Raw genomic sequence first — 18,347 nt, forward strand, 5'->3', positions numbered from 1 at the left:
GAGTATCTGGCACACCGCTTTTGTTTTTATGGAGATGGGTTATTCTTCCGACAAAATGTACCGTAGTTTTTCAAGCGCGCTATCCCTAGTAATACCATGGGAAAGATGATACCTAAACCGATACTAATGATCGCATAACTGCTTGATATGAATTTCCTAATTACCACGATATTGGGAAAAGCGACTACAGCCAGCATTAAAATGATAACTCCAACGGGTATAACCAATCTTCGATAATTGGCTAATCCAAAGATTTGAGCGGCGCCTAGGGATGAGGCATAATAGAAAAGAGATATTTTGCCAAAACTTCCGGCTAACCACAGTAATACGGCCAATGGTTGCAGGTTTTCTATAAAAGCCAGCTTTATGTATTTGATTTGCTCATAAGTAGGGTAGATATGTTTTGCTGCCAAATCTACTCCAAATACGGCAATGGGTCCAGTTAACGGGCCTACGAACAACGCGCTGATAATTAATACGGCTCCAATATTAGCTTTTCTAAGTACAGTTGGCGAACTTAATGCTGGCTGTATCATTCCGATAACCACGATCTCTGCCATCAGTGCTATCAATGGAATACTCCCTAGCAAAACTGGAGAGATACCCTCTTCCATGATTGGTAATAGATGTTTATAGTCCTTATCAGGAAAAGACATGCTTGATGCCAGGATGCCTGCGATGATGAGGAGTGGGAGGAGAACTTCGTTAGCCCTTAGGAATATTTCTAATCCCATAAATGTGGCATAACCACAAACCAATAGGAAAATAACTCCGAAAATTAATGAAGGAGTTCGCAACATAAAAACTTCTGTCATAAAGTTCATCAAGGCACGGAGCGTTATGGCCGGAATTAGAAAGAAATATCCTACATATATTAAACCAGCTATCTTACCGAGGACTTTTCCCATAAGGGTACAAGATAGTTCTATCAGCGACTGTCCTGATGCACTTAGCCCTAGCGCGGTGAGTATTGAAGCGGATATGAGCCCAGGAATTATTGCCATCAGTAAAGAAAGCCATCCATCCCGTCCCGCCATATTTAAAACTACTGGTACAAATAGCAGGTGGCCTGTTACTGTAATTGAACTGACAATAATAAGACGCAGTTGATGTCCAGTGATTTGAGGTTGTTCCATCTAGCTCATCTCCGTTGAAATTATTTTAGCAGTTTTTCCACAGCCTCTGCCACTGGCTTAAAAATGGCTTCAACGCCTTTGGTCGGATTGGGCAAGGCCCAGTCAAAAACCTGGCCAAAACTGTAAACGATCGCAATAACCATCAGCATAAAATACACACCTAATTCCCTCCACATCTTATTTCTTACGAAATCGGGTACTTCCAGTGCCATCAATACCCCAAAAACCAAGATCAAAGCAAATGCCATTTACTTCACCTGCTTTCTACTGTGATGGGATTGGAAATCATTCCGGTTCCACGAATTTTGGTTTTAACCTTCACGTTCACTTGAAGGTTGGAATAAATATCCTGCCAATTTTCTTCGATGTTCTTCCATGCTTTGGGGTATTTCCGATGGACGGCTTCACCAAATCCAAAAACATCGGTTCCCATGTTCTGGGTTTTGTGTACCGTGTTTTTAATAAGTTGTTTGATTTCATCAGAAGCCAACGCTTCTAGTTTTTTGATATCTTCCGGCTTGGCCAAAGATTCCGAATCCTCCATGGTACCCACATTTCCCTCAGCCTTGACTTCCAAGGTAATGGAGATATTATTCTCTGTGACGGAGGGAATAATTTTTGTCTTGGCCTTCGTCATTTCAAAGGAAAAATTCTCCTGTTGGCTGCGGGGCAGCTTCAAGGGCATTATACCTACTTTGGACTTATTCATAACATAGAGAAATCCACGGGTTTCGGTGTCAGTAAGCCAACCAACCAGCTTGCTTTTACGGAAGATGGCAGCACCTGTAGGCCTAACAAAACTCTGTGGCTGTTCATTACCGACTGGAGAAGGCAGCTCTTCAGGTGTAGGAAAGACTTCTAATTTTCCTGCCACTGGATCACGGCCAGTGGATAAAAGAGAATAGGCAAATTCTTTTACATCAGGCACATAGGTCTTGGAAACAATCGGTAACGATTTCTCCGATATTCCAGAGAGCTCCTGGGATAGTGTTGATTCGAACTGCGGCAGACCTTTTTCAAAGACCTTTAGGGCATCCCCTTTAGCAATATAGAGCAAGTTACGCATGCGAAGATCCTTGTGGCGCAGGAGCAAATCCATTACTTTATCGACGCCATCCTCTTTAGCCAACCGTTCTCCGATAATGACGATTTCAGAATGGGCGAGAAACACAAAGCGGGATGACCTAGCGGATATATTTTTTTCAGCATCAGACAAGGTTTCTCCTAACTCTGAAACTATCCAAAAAGGAGCGAGGGTCTTCCCACCGCCTCCTTCTGTGCCTCCACCCATCTCAGCAGGCTTATATACGTAGGAAATGGCCCGGTACATGTCCCGGCCATTTATGGTAACCTTGTCAAAGCCAGTAGCACCAACAATGGCCAGTTCATCAATTTCCTTACGATCCCAGCACCCCGAGGTAAGTAGTATGAGAAAAATTAAAGGCAGAAAAATTACCTTTCTCACGAACAGTTCCCCCCTTTTTTCTTACGAATCACAGCTACTGCTAACAGCAAAACAGGAATTAGCAGTTCAAAGGTGAAGGCATAAACAGGAAAGGTCTTGCTGATTAACTCTACCAATTCTCGAGAATTCTCATAAATTATCGATGACCATGCAATCAGAATGATACCGACAGGGGTTACCAGGGGTTTGTAATTCTGAAGATTGAACCATTGAGCAAGGGCCAGAACACCACAATAGTAAAAAATGGCGATTTTAAGCATTAATCCAGCCACCCAGACCAACATGACCAGCGCTTCCATCCGCTCCAGCACCTTGGCTATCTGGCCATAATCGGCCAGGGTGAAATAAGGGAAGGTTAAGTGGCTGCTCAATTCTGCACCAAAGGCACCCACGGTGGCAATCGTATTTAGCGTTAAAACAATGCCAATCAATATAACCGCATATATGCTGGCTTTTCTGCCTTTTGTCAGCTGGGACAAATTAGGGAGCATCATTAACATCAAAACAATTTCCCCCCGCCAGGCTGAAGGGGGAAGTGAACCTCTAATTATAGGTTTAACCCCATTCTCCAGAATGGGGACTAAATTGGTTAATTCTATATCACTGAGTACAAACACAACTAGACCCAGATAGGAAATCATAAGAAGAGGGAAAAGGAACTGATTCAGTCTACTGATGACTTCCAAACCGTTTCGGACTGCATAGGCAGCCAGCCATACGATGATAAATGCGAAGACCACTCTCGGTGTTTTAGGCAGAAAGGTGGCAATCATAAAGTCCGCAAACTCACCGACGATAATGGCATTTGTCCAGATAAAAAAGAAGATGTAAGTCAAATTGATCAGATGCCCTAAGACAGGCCCAAATACTTTGGGGCTGTATTCAATAATGTTTTCGTGGGGAAAACGCTGCCCTAATGAGGTACAGACCCAGGCCACCATCAGCCCGAAGATAGTGGCTAAAAATAGGATGGATATCCATCCATCCCGGCCAGCCGATTCTGCTGTTACTGCTGGAACAAACAGCATTGCAGTAGAAGATACGAGGGTAAATAATAACAGACTAAACTGACTAGCGCTTATTTTACCTTGATCAAGCATCTTTTCCACCATCTTTCCCACTCCCTTTTTTCCCTGGTGAAGGAGTTTGAGGTTTTTGGAAAAAGCCCTGCCTCACAGGGTCTTTAGACCCTATCATGCGCGGTCTCGTAAACATGGCCCACCAGGGGAAGCGGACAAAGGAGTCTTTCAGGTCCCTCGAACTCAAGGGTGCTAAGGGTGAAAGGAACGGTACCCCAAAGGAACGAAGGGCACAGAGATGAATTAAGATGGCTAGCAGTGCCACCATGATACCAAACAGGCCTAAAGCACCTGCCAGAAAGATGATGGGGAACCTAACGAGGCGAACAGCAATAGAACCTTCCATGGAGGGAATCGTAAAGGAAGCAATGGCAGTTAGTGCCACGATAACGACCATAATTGGGGATACCAGTTTAGCCGTTACCGCAGCCTCACCGATAACTAAGGCTCCTACAAAACTAATGGCAGTGCCTACTGGGCGAGGCAAGCGGACTCCCGCCTCTCGAAGAATCTCAAAGGTGGCCTCCATGAGAACGGCTTCCACGAAAGCTGGAAAAGGTATGCCTTCTCTAGATCTGGCAATAGAGATTAATAGAGATGTGGGAATCATTTCCTGATGGAAAGAAGTAATCGCAACATATACTGAGGGTCCGAGCATAGCAATAATCAATGCGATAATCCGCAGTAGGCGGACAAAGGTGGACCAGGGATAACGGTTATAGTGGTCCTCGGGGGAACCAAGAAACTGAGGGAAGGTGTAAGGAACCAATAAGACAAAGGGCGTATTATCCACCATGATGGCGACCTGACCTTCCAGCAAACTGGCAGCCACTTTATCTGGGCGCTCCGTAACGTTCATCTGAGCAAATGGAGTAAAAGGTTCGTCCTCAATGAATTCTTCAATATAGCCGCTTTCCAGAATAGAATCGGTATCAATTCTTGAAAGTCTTGTTCTGACTTCCTCGACGACCTTATCATCGGCAATGTCTTTGATGTATAGGATGAGTACATCGGTTTTCGTTAATGCACCGATTTTCATGGCTTCTGACTTCAGCCGGGATGTTCTAATACGTCGGCGAATATGGGCAGTATTCACCCTGATATTTTCCGTAAATCCATCGCGAGGACCTCGGACCACGGCTTCGGTTTCCGGCTCTGCCACTGCTCGGGACTCCCAGCTCTTAGCATTGAGGATCAAAGCTTGTCTAGAACCATCCAAAAGCAGAGCGGCAGTTCCGGTCATGATATGGTCTGCCAACGCATGGATTTGATTTGTCTCAATGATCCCACCAATGGTTAAAAGCCTATCCTTAACAAGTTTATAAGCATTGCGCGAATTTACCTTTCCGACCTCGTCAATCCATAGGCTGTCCACCATCAATGGGTTCAATGCACCATCAGATATCAAACTGGTATTCACTAATCCATCCACGTAAATGATTGCAGCCTTGACAGGATTAGTGCCACCGATTGTATATTCGCGAAACACGATATCACTGCAGTTATCAAAAATTTCTTTGAGCTGTTGTATGTTTCGGGTCAAATTGGTAGAAATGGGGATATCCTCTACCAAATGTTCGCCTTTTTTATTCGATCGTTTCCCATCAGCTAACTTTTTCAGTTTTTTAAATATATTTCTAAGCATTTGCTATCAGTTCTCCCAGCCGTAGTAGTACTAGATTTCTCACTTTCACATTATTATTACTTTTTATTATGCTCTATATTCAGATTATCGTTACCCCTGCCGGGATTAAATGCTTTTTTAATTCTAAAAGTGTTTGTAGAACTAGGCATTCTCTATTTGTCGAACAATCTAAGCCCACCTTAAGAAGAATATATAAAGAGCATTTTCCCTTTCATGTAAACATATAAAATTAATGATAATAAAAAGCTGCAGTAGGCTGATGGCTGTAGTTCTCATTATGCATAGTATTGGTTTTCATTTAAAAATAGGGAGGGAAATCAATGGAATATTATGTGGGAGAATTATCTCGTCCTTACCTCAGAACCCTTAGTCTTATGCCCGAGAATCAAGAGACACCCATTCACTTTCTAAAAACATGGATTACACCAGAGAAATATTTTTATAGAAGAAATCATTTTTCATATCCCATGCTCTCACCCCATGCCTTCTTTCTTCCGATTACAGGGGAAGTAAAACAAACACTTATTTTCCCTTACTGCTATTTAAAATCTCTTTCATCAAAATCTGTAACAATGGTATTAGAATGTTCTGGGAATAAGAGGAGTAGATTCAGCCCAAGGGTGTATGGTGAACAATGGGAAGATGGCGCGATTAGCCAAGGCGTATGGAAGGGCGTAGCACTAAGGGATTTATTAAATATGTCAGGACTAAACAGTGCAGCAGTAGAAGTGGTATTTGAAGGATATGACTATGGAAAAAGGACTGATATGGAAGGTATTTTTCACTACGCAAGGAGCCTTCCTATGGAAAAAGCAATGCATCAAGATACTATTATTGCATACGAATTGAATGGTAAGTCTATACCATACGCACAAGGAGGTCCCTTTAGATTAATAATACCCCAATGGTATGCAATGGCTTCAGTGAAGTGGTTAAAGCAAATTACAGTGATTGACCATAACTTTGATGGACCCTTTCAAACGGTGGATTATATATACTATCCGCATAAAGAAGACGACATAGGGAAAAAGCCTGTTACAAATATAAAAACCGATTCTATTATTCAGCAACCCCTGAGCTATACTACGCTAGATACTGGTGTTCATAACATTAATGGCATAGCTTGGACAGGGTATGGAACGATTACAGACGTAGAACTTAGCTTTGATGAAGGCACGACTTGGAAAAGAGCAAAACTAAGGAAGGATACAAATCAGCAATACGCTTGGACATTTTGGGAGTATCAGTGGAATGTAGAGGAAGAGGGAGAATATACAATTATGTGTAGAGCGAAAGATTCGACCGGCGGAGTACAACCTTTAGAAGCAGAATGGAACAGAAAGGGATATGGATATAATGCAGTTTATACAATTAAAGTTAAGGTTGAATAGGCTGGTTTAGTCTGATAGAAAATATGTCATATCTATAATGAGAATTTATAGCTTGCACAAATTTTAAATAAAAACATATTGTACTACTGAAGATAGATACTTTTGCTTTGTTTGAATGGCTTGCCATACAAAGAAACAGGGAATCGATCTAATCGCTACTGCTTTGAACATTGTGTAAGGGGGACAAACTAAAATGAAGCAAATTGTCAAGTGGGAGAATGGTCCAGTAACTTGCGTGCCATCGGAGAACGGAGTACTAATCTGTAAAAAAATGCTAGATAAGCTGATAAGACCTGTTAATTTACCGAGAAAATGGTCAGAACTGTCTTATCCAGGAGAAAGTAGAGTACCTCAGGGGGTGGATCCAAGCGCAGGCTCGTGGTCGATGTATTTTTTCAAAAGAGACAAAGATGGTCGTTTTATAACATCTAGTGGGCAAGAAGCAAGTTTTGAAATTCAACATCCAGATAACTTTAATTTTGATGATATGCTCATTGAGGTAAAGGAAGTACTTGACAATCTAACGCCCAAGCAGAAACAAATAGCAGAATATTGGGGGAAAGGACCAGCGACAAAGCAATGGACGCCCATCATTGAGCGATTGATGGACACCTACGGATTTTCACCAGTCCGCGCAGCGCGAGTCCTTGCAGCAGTACAAGCAGGTATCAATGATGCATTTGTAATTACCTGGTATTTCAAGTATCTCTGGGATATACCCCGTCCTAATCAGTTGGATCAAGGGCTTGTTACTGCAATAGCTACTCCAAAGTTTCCTGGCTACCCATCGGGGCATTCAGTCATATCAGGCGCTGCAGAGATAATTTTGAGTTATTTCTTTCCAACCGAGGCAGAAAGATTAAAAGAATTAGCAGAAGAAGATGGCATATCTCGCCTATATGGAGGCGTTCATTTTATTGCTGATATTACTGAAGGGTTAAGGCTTGGGAGACAAATAGGAAGTATCATCGTCGATCAGTTAAGAATGCAGCATGATTTAAATCAAAGTATGATTGACATACCTATTATAGCGGATAAACATGCTGAGTTACCTCCACCACCATATGAGCAAATTATTCCATCACCGTCAGGAGTTGGATTGTGATTCATCGCTGTTAGTATAACCATTTACGACAAAAAATCATGAATGCCATACAGTGCTATGCTGGAGGTGTTTATGATTTTTTATTATAAATTGTGGCAGAAACAATGGCTCAGCAATAACTTGATGAATTGACAATAATAATCAAATCGGATAGTATATTATACGTAATAAAAATATTCGACATCGAAATATTTTGAATCGAAATAAAAGAGGTGAGAAATCAATGGTGCTAGATGAAAACAAAATGGATCTGCGTATATCTGTTATGAAACAATTATTTGTGCTACATAAAAAGTTTATGAATACGGTGTTGACAGTGTTTGCAGACGACGAAATTTCAAGAACAGAAATTATGATCCTCATGTTACTTAAGAAAAAAGAATATAGGGTAACCAGTTTGGCGAAGGAAATCGGTATTCCCGCCAGTACGCTGACTGGGGTAATTGATCGTTTGATCAACAAGGGTTATGTAGAAAGGTATAGAAGTACAGAGGACCGTAGAGCTGTGATTGTTGGCGTAGGTACAAGGACAAAAGAGAAAATTGAGCAGGTGAATGAAAAAATACAGAGTTTGGCAGCAGCGACTGGGCATGATCTTCCAGATGTATGGTGGGAAGACCTAAAACAGAAACTGAATGAAGTGGAAAAAATCATAAAAATGCTGGATGAAGAATCTACTTCAATATAGGAATGGGTACTTCCTTAGGATGCTAGATAATTATGACAATGATCCATGATATATAAAAAAGTTAGGGGGATGTATGTGAGAAAAATTGTACCAATTGTTTTAGCGATAACTTTAGTATTAAGCGGCTGCAGCGCAAATGCAGTGAAGGAAGTCTCGGCAGACTTGAATATGACAAAAGTAGATAAACCTGTTTTTCTTATGGCTGGAAAAATAGATACCACTGAGAAAGCGGATATCACTTCGAAGGTTTCAGCAAAGGTTTCAGAAATTATGGTGGATATTGGATCTCAGGTAAGCAAGGGAGACCCCTTAATAAAGCTGGATACAAGAGATTTGGAAGCACAGGTGAAGCAAGCGGAAGCGGGAGTGAGTGTTGCCCAGGCGAATTTAGATAAATTAAAAAAGGGAGCACGCCCTGAGCAAAAATCCCAAGCTGAAGCTACCCTTGAAAGTGCTCAGAAAGCCTACGAAAATGCACAGAATAATTATGATCGTTTAAATCAATTGTTTCAGTCGGGTGTTGCTTCAAAACAGCAGATTGAAACTGCTGAAACGCAACGAATTGCAGCAGAAACTCAATACAAAGCTGCAAAAGAGCAGTTGAACATGCTTAACAATGGAGAGACCAAAGAAACGATTCGCGTCGTAGAAGCCCAGGTAGATCAAGCCCAGGCCGCTTTAGAAATAGCGCAGGCACAGCTCAGTAATGGTATGATTCTATCACCGATAACTGGAACTGTCAGTGCGAAAAATATTAACGTGGGTGAAATGGCTTCCATGGGAACGGTATTGGTAAGCGTTGTAAATGAAGCAACTGTGACAGTGAATGCATATCTTCCTCCCCGTCTGAAGGATGAAGTGAAGGTTGGGCAGGAAGTTATAGTGAAGGTGTCTGAGGTGCCAGAAAAGATGTATCTAGGAGAAATCACGGTAATCGACCCTGTTATTGATGCAAAGTCAAGAAGCATCCTTGTGAAGGTATCCATAAAGGATAAGGACTCAGCTTTGCAGCCAGGAATGTTTGCTGAAATAGGACTGAAAAAGTAAAGGCAGGTGTAATGGATCATGAATGGAAAAAGAAAAGTACTACTATTTTCAATACTAGGAATTATTGTGATTTCTTTGGCAGGGATCGGTGTTTATTATTGGTTTAATAATACTTATTATGTATCTACAGAGGATGCCAGAGTCACTGGAGATCTTGTGAAGGTAAGCCCTCAGATATCAGGTAAACTGTTGGAATTTGATGTGGAGGAAGGCGATAGGGTCATAGAAGATCAGATCTTAGGTCGACAGGAGATGGTGAACCTTGCGGATACGAGCATAGACTTATCTTTGCTTAGAGCACCTAGCAATGGTATTGTGACAAAAAAACAAGGAAACATTGGAGAGATGGCATCTCCAGGACAGACCCTGGCAGTGATTATTGATCCTGATCAGCTATATATCAGTGCAAATATTGAAGAGACAAAACTGAACAAGGTAAAGCCAGGACAAATTGTAGATATTTCTATTGATCAGTATCCCGGTATAAAATTTTCAGGAAAGGTAGATTTTATCGGTTTGGCAGCAAATTCAACTTTTTCTCTTCTCCCAAGCTCTACAGGAGGGACATTTACGAAAACAGTACAAAGAATACCTGTAAGTATTGAAATTGATAAGAACAAATATCAGCTATTGCCAGGAACCAATGCAATTGTTAAAATTCACATAAAATAACGGGGTGACACAGAATGCATGAAAAAAAGAACGGCAGATTAGATCATTGGTTGGCATTGTTTGTAGTCATCGTAGGAACTTTTATGGCGATTCTGGACAGTAGTATTGTAAACATTGCGGTACCGAAAATGATGGCAGTTTTTGGGGTGTCACTGGATGAAGTAAAATGGATACTGACGTCATATACCTTGGCTTTGGGTGCTATTATTCCGTTGACTGGATTTCTAGGCGAAGTATATGGCTCCAAGAAGGTATATATGTTTGCCTTGGGGATGTTTACATTGGGCTCCCTGCTATGTGGATTTGCCTGGAGCAATACGTCAATGATTGTATTTAGAATTGTTCAAGCACTAGGCGGAGGAATGATTATGCCTGTGGGGATGTCCATTATTTATCAGATCATTCCACCGGAAGAGCGAGGACTGGCTTTAGGATTCTGGGGCATTTCAGCCATGGCTGCCCCTGCCATTGGACCAACATTAGGCGGGTATATCATAGAACATATGGATTGGCGATTAATCTTTAATGTCAATGTACCCATCGGAGTGGTAGGCGTTATCTTAGCAGGAATTCTCCTAAAAGATACGCCTACCAAACCTGCCAAGAACTTTGATTATATCGGTTTTTTGTCCTCTACGATTGGAATTGTCAGCATCCTGTATGTTTTAGGAGAAGGCTCCTCCATCGACTGGAGCGATATTAAAAACCCAATGTTGTTGACCCTTGGAGGATTAAGCCTTGTGCTATTTGTTGTGAATGAATTGACTCATCCAAATCCTCTCTTGGAATTACGGATTTTTAAAATTTTCGACTTTACCCTTAGTCAATGCATCACTTGCATTTTGACCTTTGCCTTGATGGGAGGAACCTATGTATTACCCCTATTTCTGCAGAACTTGAGGGGATATACAGCCATGCAGACAGGAATGATTTTGTTTCCGTCTGCCATCGCCGTAGGCATTATGATGCCCATTAGCGGTGGTCTGTTTGACCGAATCGGAGCAAAGCCTGTGGTGTTACCTGGATTGTTCATCCTAGGAATAACATCCTTGAAATTGGCCCATCTAATCGATATGAACACCAGCAAGGAAGCTATTTCTTGGATATTGCTCGTCAGAGGGCTTGGTCTTGGTCTGGCGATGATGCCCATCAGTACTGCGGGGATGAATGCTGTACCGCCACAACTGGTGGCAAAAGCATCGGCCTTGTCAAATACCATTCGTCAGATTGCTGGTGCCCTCAGTGTGACCATCATGACGACGCTGATTCAAGGGAATCTGAATACAAACTATGCCCGTATGTCAGAGCAGGTTAATGCATTTAATCAGACTTCACTGGATTATATAAAGCAGCTGCAGAACTATTTCATGGCAAGTGGTCTATCCCAAAATGAAGCTCAGGGAGCCGCCCTGTCGATGTTAAATGGTATGATTCAGAAGGATGCTTACATCAATGCCATGAAGCATGCCGTAGAAATATCGGTGATTGCAGTTGTCTGTGCTGCCATCATGGTACTATTGATGCGCAGCAAGAAAAAGCTAAAGGGGCCGAATGACAAAAAGGCAATGGATGGTGAAATGCCTGATGCGATGGCAATTCATTAATAGAAATACCACCAATTTACAGAACAATGTAGAGGGTGGTATTTTTGGTTTTCGTGTTACAATATTGAACTGGTTATGCAAGCTGATGATATGGACACAATAAAAAGAGAAACAGAATACTTAAGGAGTTGATGGCAATAGACACTAAAAAAAATTTTAAAAGGGTGGGTACCCATGATGGTAGATTCCACGCCGATGAGGTAATGGCAACTGCAATTTTGAAAAAGGTTTTTGAAATTGAAATCATTAGAACAAGAGATCCTCAGAAGCTAGGGGAACTAGATATCGTATATGATGTGGGTGGAGGGGATTTCGACCACCATGGCATCGAAAAAGTCTATCGAGATGATGGGATACCTTTCGCCGCCTGTGGTCTAATATGGAATAGATTCGGTAGAGAAGTGATAATCATGGAGGATCCATCCTTAACCAAGGAGGAAATTGAATCTGTTTTCTATTATGTGGATAGGTTCCTAATTGAGGGTATTGATGCTCAAGATAATGGTGTAAGGATAGCAGATGAAATGATTCCTTCCATGAATATATCAACGATCATATCGGGATATAACCCGCCATGGTATTCAGAAAAAATGGAAGACAAAGCCTTTCATAAAGCCGTAGAGGCAGCCATACCTATTTTAGAAAATACAATCAAGCGTAGATTGGCTGTAATAAAGGCAAGGGATATCGTTGTACGAGCATATGGAAACAGAGAGAGACCAGAAATTTTAGTTCTTGATACATATTGCCCATGGGAAGAAACTGTTCAAGAAATTGATGAAGAGGGTGAAGTTGTTCTTGTCATCCATCCAGATAAAGATAAATATGCAGTACAGACCATAAGAGGTCAGGATGGTAGAACGAAAAAGCATCTGCCGAAGTCTTGGGCCGGCCTGGAAAATGGGAAGCTTGCAGCTATAACAGGGGTTGAAGATTCTGTATTTTGCCACACTGGAAGGTTCATTGCAATTGCAGAAAGCTTTGAGGGAATAATGAGACTAGCAGAGCTTGCAATCTATTGTAGTGACGAGGAAGATTGAAATATTTCTTTGATTTGATAGAATTGATTTATGAAGTATGCTCAGCACATCTTGAAGATTCGTTGGAAATATGTTAAGCTAATAGCACATTTAGAAAAGAGGTGTAAGCGTGTATATTGCTAAGATGAGACTCCGTTGTTTAGTTTAATACAAATAACTAAATAAAAATAAGGTTTCAAATGCCTAATGCTGTAGGCTTTTTTGTTGTACCTTATTTACGGATTCTTGCAATGAACATTCGAACACCTTAGATTTATCATTTATTATGGACATTCAGCACAATATTGCCTCAATGCAGTTTTTGTGTGTCTATATTCAATAAATACTATATAAAGGTTGCAGATGAAGCATGTTCATTTGCAACCTTTTTTATATTAAACTCAGACTGTTCATTTTCAAGAATTCACATCAGATTACTAAATGAGGTGAATTTGAGGATATGTATACGAAAAGTAATAAGAAAAAAGATAGAGCGAAAGAATCAATCAGGAAAAATCAAAGGTTATTTAGATGTCCAATATGCGGTGAAGCGATGGGTATGAATCATGCCTATAGTATGATTTGTAACTCAAAACACTGCTTTGATTTATCTAAGAAAGGCTATTTGAATTTATTGACATCCAGATATAAGCCCGTATATTCCAAAGAATTATTTGAGGCCAGACATAAAGTCTGTGAAGCTGGTTTCTATGATCCATTTATAAATGCATTAGCTCAAATAATTGGAGAATATCAAAAAGGAAAAGAGCTGAATATTTTGGATGCGGGATGTGGCGAAGGATCACACCTTTATAGGCTTTCTCAACGAATTGAAAAAGATGCAAGATATACTTTTATGGGCGTAGATATATCAAAAGACAGCATTCATATCGCTGCAAATAACAGCAGTGATATTATTTGGAGTATAGCTGACTTAGCGAGATTGCCTTTTCAAAACAGTAGCTTTGATGTTCTGCTAAATATACTTTCCCCTGCTAATTATGAAGAGTTCGAACGAGTATTAAGCAATTCTGCGATCATCATAAAAGTAGTCCCAGAGCCGCAGTATCTGAAAGAACTACGAGAAACGATTTATAATGACAGGAAGGATATGCATTATTCCAATAATAAAGTAATCAACTATTTTAGCCAAAGATTAGATGTGATGGATATTCAAAATATCAGCTATAAATTTGCTGTCGATGAAAAGCTCTTACCATATTTGATTGAAATGACGCCATTGACATGGGGCAAAAGTCCAGAAAGATTAAATGGTATATTTGAAAAAAATATATCTTCTATCACTGTAAATCTCGCAATAATCATTGGCAGAAAGAAAAAGTGAGATGAATCAAAAATGAGAAGGGATCAGTGTGATTGATCTGCCTTTTCAATCAATCCATAAAATCCATAGAAGATTCATGAAGACAGGACAGTTGATCAACTGTCCTGTCTTCATCTTAACAAAATCTTTATACCATCTATTCTACTCTTAACCCAATATTTACAGCGACATAGATAAAATAGAAATATAGATAAACTTGAAAGGGTGGTGTATATGAATTTTATTCAAGTTATTTTTTTAATAACTGCAGCAGCTTTACTAGTATACTTGTTCTTTGTATTGATGAAGGGGGAAGAATTATGATGAATATTATTACTCAGATCGTATTGTACCTAGTTATATTGGTTTTGCTTGGAAAACCATTAGGCAAGTACATGGCAAAGGTATATGAAGGAGAAAAAGTGATCTTAAGCCCTGTATTAACGCCAATAGAAAATTTTATATATAGGTTGATAGGAACAGAAAAAGACCACGAAATGAACTGGAAGGAGTACTTGAAAGCAGTTGTAATGTATAGTGTTTTTGGGTTTTTGTTTGTTTTCTTCATACAAAAATTGCAAGGAATATTGCCTTTCAATCCTGAAAAATTAGGATCTGTACCATCGGATCTTGCTTTTAACACTGCCATGAGCTTTACAACGAACACAAACTGGCAGGCATATGGTGGAGAAACTACTTTAAGTTATTTTGCACAGATGGCCGGACTTACAGTGCAAAACTTCATATCTGCAGCGGGTGGAATGTCTGTATTATTTGCTTTGATACGAGGATTCAGCAGAAAAGAGACCACAAAAATCGGTAACTTTTGGACCGATATGGTTAGGGGAACATTGTATGTATTGTTACCACTGTCTATTATATTAACACTTATGCTTGTTTCCCAAGGTGTGGTACAAAACCTTAAACCTTATCAACAGGTATCTCTTATGGAACCAGTCGTGCTGGAGGATGGATCCGTAATTACTACCCAAACGATTGCAGTGGGACCTGCGGCAAGTCAGATTGCCATTAAACAATTGGGGACAAATGGAGGAGGATTTTTTAGTGTCAATTCAGCCCATCCTTTAGAAAATCCAACACCATTGTCAAATTTATTGGAAATGCTGGCCCTTTTACTGATACCCCTAGCCTTATGCTTCTCCTTTGGGTATCTTGTAAAAGACATGCGCCAGGGTAGAGCAATATTCATTGCCATGATGATTGTATTCGTCCTATGCCTTGCTTCAGTAGTGACCTTGGAACAAATTGGAACACCACAATTGAGTCAAAATAATCAAGTTGATTTAGCTTATTCCATGGATCAATCCGGCGGAAATATGGAAGGAAAAGAAGTAAGATTTGGAATCGTGAATTCTTCTATATGGGCTACAGCTACCACTGCAGCTTCCAATGGTTCTGTAAATTCAATGCATGACTCTTATACGCCATTGGGAGGATTACCTTTAATGCTTCTTATGCAGCTTGGAGAAGTTATATTTGGCGGCGTTGGTTCAGGACTATACGGTATGCTTTCCTTTGTGATCGTAGCCGTCTTTGTTGCTGGACTGATGGTGGGAAGAACACCGGAATATTTGGGTAAAAAGATTGAGCCTTTTGAGATGAAAATGGCATCCCTGGCCGTATTAATCCCACCGGCGGTAGTATTAATAGGAACTGCTATGGCAGCTGTAAATCCTGGTGTTATGGATTCGTTAAATAATCCTGGGCCCCATGGATTCTCAGAAATACTTTATGCATATTCATCGGCAGGAAATAACAATGGTAGTGCCTTTGCAGGATTTAACGCAAACACGGTATTTTTAAATATTACACTGGGAATCGCAATGATGCTGGCTAGATTCGGACCAATGCTGCCGATGATTGCCATAGCTGGTTCCCTGGCAAAGAAGAAAACCATACCTGTAACTTCAGGTACGCTTGTTACCCATAATACACTATTTATAGGCCTGCTCATTGCCGTCGTATTAATGGTTGGTGCATTAAGTTTCTTCCCAGCGTTAGCATTGGGACCTTTGGTAGAACATCTTCAGATGATATTTAGATAGTGTGATTTATGAAGGGAGCTGTAGAAGATGAAAAAAGAAGATCATAGATTTGTCACAAAAGATATCTTTATCAATGCTATAAAAGATTCCATATATAAGCTATCACCAAAAACACAAATTAAAAATCCGGTCATGTTTGTGGTGTATATAGGGGCACTATTGACAACGGGGTTATTCTTCGGGGCATTATTCGGCTATGCAGATGCTGATGCAGGCTTTATATTTGGGATTTCAATCCTACTATGGTTTACTGTCATTTTCGCAAATTTTGCGGAAGCCATTGCAGAGGGTAGAGGAAAGGCTCAAGCTGAAAGTTTAAGAAAAGCAAAGAAAGATGTGGCAGCTAAAAAATTAGAAAATCCAAATAGAAATGCTTCTTTTGAAATGGTCAAATCCTCAGAACTGAAAAAAGGAGACATTGTATTTGTAGAAGCAGGTGAGCAAATACCCGCTGATGGAGAAGTAATTGAAGGTGCAGCATCCGTTGATGAGAGTGCAATCACTGGGGAAAGTGCTCCTGTTATAAGGGAGTCTGGTGGAGACAGAAGCGCCGTAACAGGAGGAACGACGGTGTTGTCTGATTGGCTGATAATAAGGGTGACTGCAGAAGCTGGAGAGAGTTTTCTCGATAAAATGATCGCCATGGTGGAAGGCGCTACAAGACAGAAGACACCAAATGAGATTGCATTACAAATATTACTGACAACCCTTACAATTATTTTCTTGGTAGTAACAGCAACGCTTTATCCCTATAGTATTTTTGGGGTAGAACAGAGTGGTAGAGGAGAAGTTACATCCATCACTGCCTTGATTGCATTGTTGGTATGCCTGGCGCCTACTACGATTGGTGCGCTTTTATCAGCAATAGGTATTGCAGGGATGAGTCGGTTAAATCAAGCCAATGTATTGGCAACATCAGGTAGAGCAATAGAGGCTGCTGGGGATGTGGATACATTGCTATTGGATAAAACAGGAACGATCACATTAGGAAATAGAAGGGCCAGTGAATTTAAACCAGTACAAGGTGTAAGTGAAAAAGAATTGGCAGATGCGGCACAGTTAAGTTCATTAGCAGATGAAACACCAGAAGGTAGAAGTATTGTAGTTTTGGCAAAAGAGAAATATGGTTTAAGGGGAAGAAATTTGAATGAATTAAGAGCTAAGTTTATTCCTTTCTCAGCTAAAACGAGAATGAGTGGTGTTGATATTGGAAAGGATGAAATTCGCAAAGGGGCTGCTGATACAGTAAAAAATTATATTGAAAGTAAAGGTGGAAATTTCCCAAAGGACTGCAAAGAAATTGTAGAGTCTATTTCAAAAGCAGGTGGAACTCCCCTGGTTGTTGCTAAAAATGACAGGGTACTTGGCGTTATTTATTTAAAAGACATCGTAAAATCTGGCGTAAAAGAAAAGTTTGAAGACCTGAGAAAAATGGGTATTAAAACGATTATGATAACAGGTGATAATCCATTAACTGCAGCAGCGATTGCAGCTGAAGCAGGTGTAGATGATTTCTTAGCTGAAGCAACGCCGGAAGCAAAACTTGAGTTAATTCGAGAATACCAACAAAAAGGTCATTTAGTCGCCATGACCGGTGATGGTACAAATGATGCACCGGCACTGGCTCAAGCAGATGTAGCTGTTGCCATGAATACAGGAACCCAAGCGGCTAAGGAAGCGGGAAATATGGTGGATTTAGATTCAAGTCCAACAAAACTTATAGATATCGTGAGGATAGGAAAGCAGTTATTAATGACAAGAGGTGCGTTAACGACTTTTAGTATTGCAAATGATATCGCAAAATATTTTGCCATCATACCACCATTGTTTGTAGGCATGTATCCAGTGTTGAATAAGTTAAATATTATGGGTTTATCAAGTCCGGAAAGTGCAATTTTCTCAGCAGTGATCTATAATGCCTTTATCATTATAGGATTGATTCCTTTAGCATTGAAAGGTGTTAAGTATCAAGAAGTGCCAGCAGATCAGCTGTTAAGAAAGAATTTACTTGTATATGGCGTCGGTGGTATCATTGCACCATTTGTTGCTATAAAGTTAATCGATATGCTTATTACAGCCATAGGTATCGTATAAGGAGGGTTTTAC

The 18,347-nt window shown here is 40.4% G+C and carries 16 protein-coding genes; 11 read left to right on the plus strand and 5 right to left on the minus strand.

Annotated elements, in window-relative coordinates:
- Positions 1-26: 26 nt before the first annotated feature.
- The 5 genes from HNQ80_RS01185 to HNQ80_RS01205 are packed head-to-tail and all read right to left on the minus strand — an operon-like array spanning position 27 to position 5,325.
- Entirely contained in the window at positions 27-1,136 is a 1,110-nt protein-coding gene (locus HNQ80_RS01185; RefSeq protein WP_184307311.1) for a GerAB/ArcD/ProY family transporter, read from the minus strand.
- 20 nt (positions 1,137-1,156) lie between these two features.
- Positions 1,157-1,384, minus strand: coding sequence for a hypothetical protein (locus HNQ80_RS01190; RefSeq protein ID WP_184307314.1), 228 nt, complete (start codon positions 1,382-1,384; stop codon positions 1,157-1,159).
- Between the two features lie 5 nt (positions 1,385-1,389).
- Positions 1,390-2,601, minus strand: a complete 1,212-nt coding sequence (locus HNQ80_RS01195) for a Ger(x)C family spore germination protein (RefSeq protein ID WP_184307316.1) — start codon at positions 2,599-2,601, stop codon at positions 1,390-1,392.
- Complete coding sequence (locus tag HNQ80_RS01200) at positions 2,598-3,713, minus strand: GerAB/ArcD/ProY family transporter (protein WP_184307318.1); 1,116 nt, start codon at positions 3,711-3,713, stop codon at positions 2,598-2,600. Before HNQ80_RS01200 ends, HNQ80_RS01195 begins: the two co-directional genes overlap by 4 nt.
- Positions 3,694-5,325 carry a spore germination protein gene (locus HNQ80_RS01205; RefSeq protein WP_207726807.1) on the minus strand — a complete coding sequence of 544 codons (1,632 nt, stop codon included), beginning with the start codon at positions 5,323-5,325 and terminating at the stop codon, positions 3,694-3,696. The genes HNQ80_RS01200 and HNQ80_RS01205 overlap by 20 nt, the downstream gene beginning before the upstream one ends.
- A gap of 320 nt (positions 5,326-5,645) precedes the next feature.
- On the opposite strand from HNQ80_RS01205, the gene HNQ80_RS01210 reads away from it, so the two are divergent.
- From HNQ80_RS01210 to kdpB, 11 genes are all read left to right on the plus strand, one after another.
- The gene (locus tag HNQ80_RS01210) at positions 5,646-6,716 is read left to right on the plus strand and encodes a sulfite oxidase (protein ID WP_184307320.1); all 1,071 of its coding nucleotides are present in this window, start codon (positions 5,646-5,648) and stop codon (positions 6,714-6,716) included.
- A 193-nt stretch (positions 6,717-6,909) separates the two neighbouring features.
- Entirely contained in the window at positions 6,910-7,821 is a 912-nt protein-coding gene (locus tag HNQ80_RS01215; RefSeq protein WP_243182872.1) for a vanadium-dependent haloperoxidase, read from the plus strand.
- 223 nt (positions 7,822-8,044) lie between these two features.
- On the plus strand, positions 8,045-8,509 hold the full coding sequence (locus HNQ80_RS01220; protein ID WP_184307322.1) for a MarR family transcriptional regulator: 465 nt from the start codon (positions 8,045-8,047) through the stop codon (positions 8,507-8,509).
- A 75-nt stretch (positions 8,510-8,584) separates the two neighbouring features.
- Positions 8,585-9,556 carry an HlyD family secretion protein gene (locus HNQ80_RS01225; protein WP_184307323.1) on the plus strand — a complete coding sequence of 324 codons (972 nt, stop codon included), beginning with the start codon at positions 8,585-8,587 and terminating at the stop codon, positions 9,554-9,556.
- Between the two features lie 18 nt (positions 9,557-9,574).
- A complete protein-coding gene (locus tag HNQ80_RS01230; RefSeq protein ID WP_184307326.1) occupies positions 9,575-10,228 on the plus strand; it encodes an HlyD family secretion protein in 654 nt (217 codons plus the stop codon).
- A gap of 14 nt (positions 10,229-10,242) precedes the next feature.
- Positions 10,243-11,832: a DHA2 family efflux MFS transporter permease subunit gene (locus HNQ80_RS01235; RefSeq protein WP_184307327.1), complete on the plus strand. Its 1,590-nt coding sequence runs from the start codon at positions 10,243-10,245 to the stop codon at positions 11,830-11,832.
- A 131-nt stretch (positions 11,833-11,963) separates the two neighbouring features.
- Positions 11,964-12,872 carry an MYG1 family protein gene (locus HNQ80_RS01240; RefSeq protein WP_184307329.1) on the plus strand — a complete coding sequence of 303 codons (909 nt, stop codon included), beginning with the start codon at positions 11,964-11,966 and terminating at the stop codon, positions 12,870-12,872.
- A gap of 439 nt (positions 12,873-13,311) precedes the next feature.
- Entirely contained in the window at positions 13,312-14,196 is an 885-nt protein-coding gene (locus HNQ80_RS01245; RefSeq protein ID WP_184307331.1) for a methyltransferase domain-containing protein, read from the plus strand.
- A gap of 213 nt (positions 14,197-14,409) precedes the next feature.
- The gene (locus HNQ80_RS26605) at positions 14,410-14,499 is read left to right on the plus strand and encodes a potassium-transporting ATPase subunit F (protein ID WP_408626294.1); all 90 of its coding nucleotides are present in this window, start codon (positions 14,410-14,412) and stop codon (positions 14,497-14,499) included.
- Entirely contained in the window at positions 14,496-16,241 is a 1,746-nt protein-coding gene (kdpA, locus tag HNQ80_RS01250; RefSeq protein WP_184307333.1) for a potassium-transporting ATPase subunit KdpA, read from the plus strand. Before HNQ80_RS26605 ends, kdpA begins: the two co-directional genes overlap by 4 nt.
- A gap of 27 nt (positions 16,242-16,268) precedes the next feature.
- Complete coding sequence (gene kdpB, locus HNQ80_RS01255) at positions 16,269-18,335, plus strand: potassium-transporting ATPase subunit KdpB (protein ID WP_184307335.1); 2,067 nt, start codon at positions 16,269-16,271, stop codon at positions 18,333-18,335.
- The last annotated feature ends 12 nt before the right edge of the window (positions 18,336-18,347 follow it).

It is taken from the genome of Anaerosolibacter carboniphilus (assembly GCF_014205875.1).
Lineage (GTDB): Bacteria > Bacillota > Clostridia > Peptostreptococcales > Thermotaleaceae > Anaerosolibacter > Anaerosolibacter carboniphilus.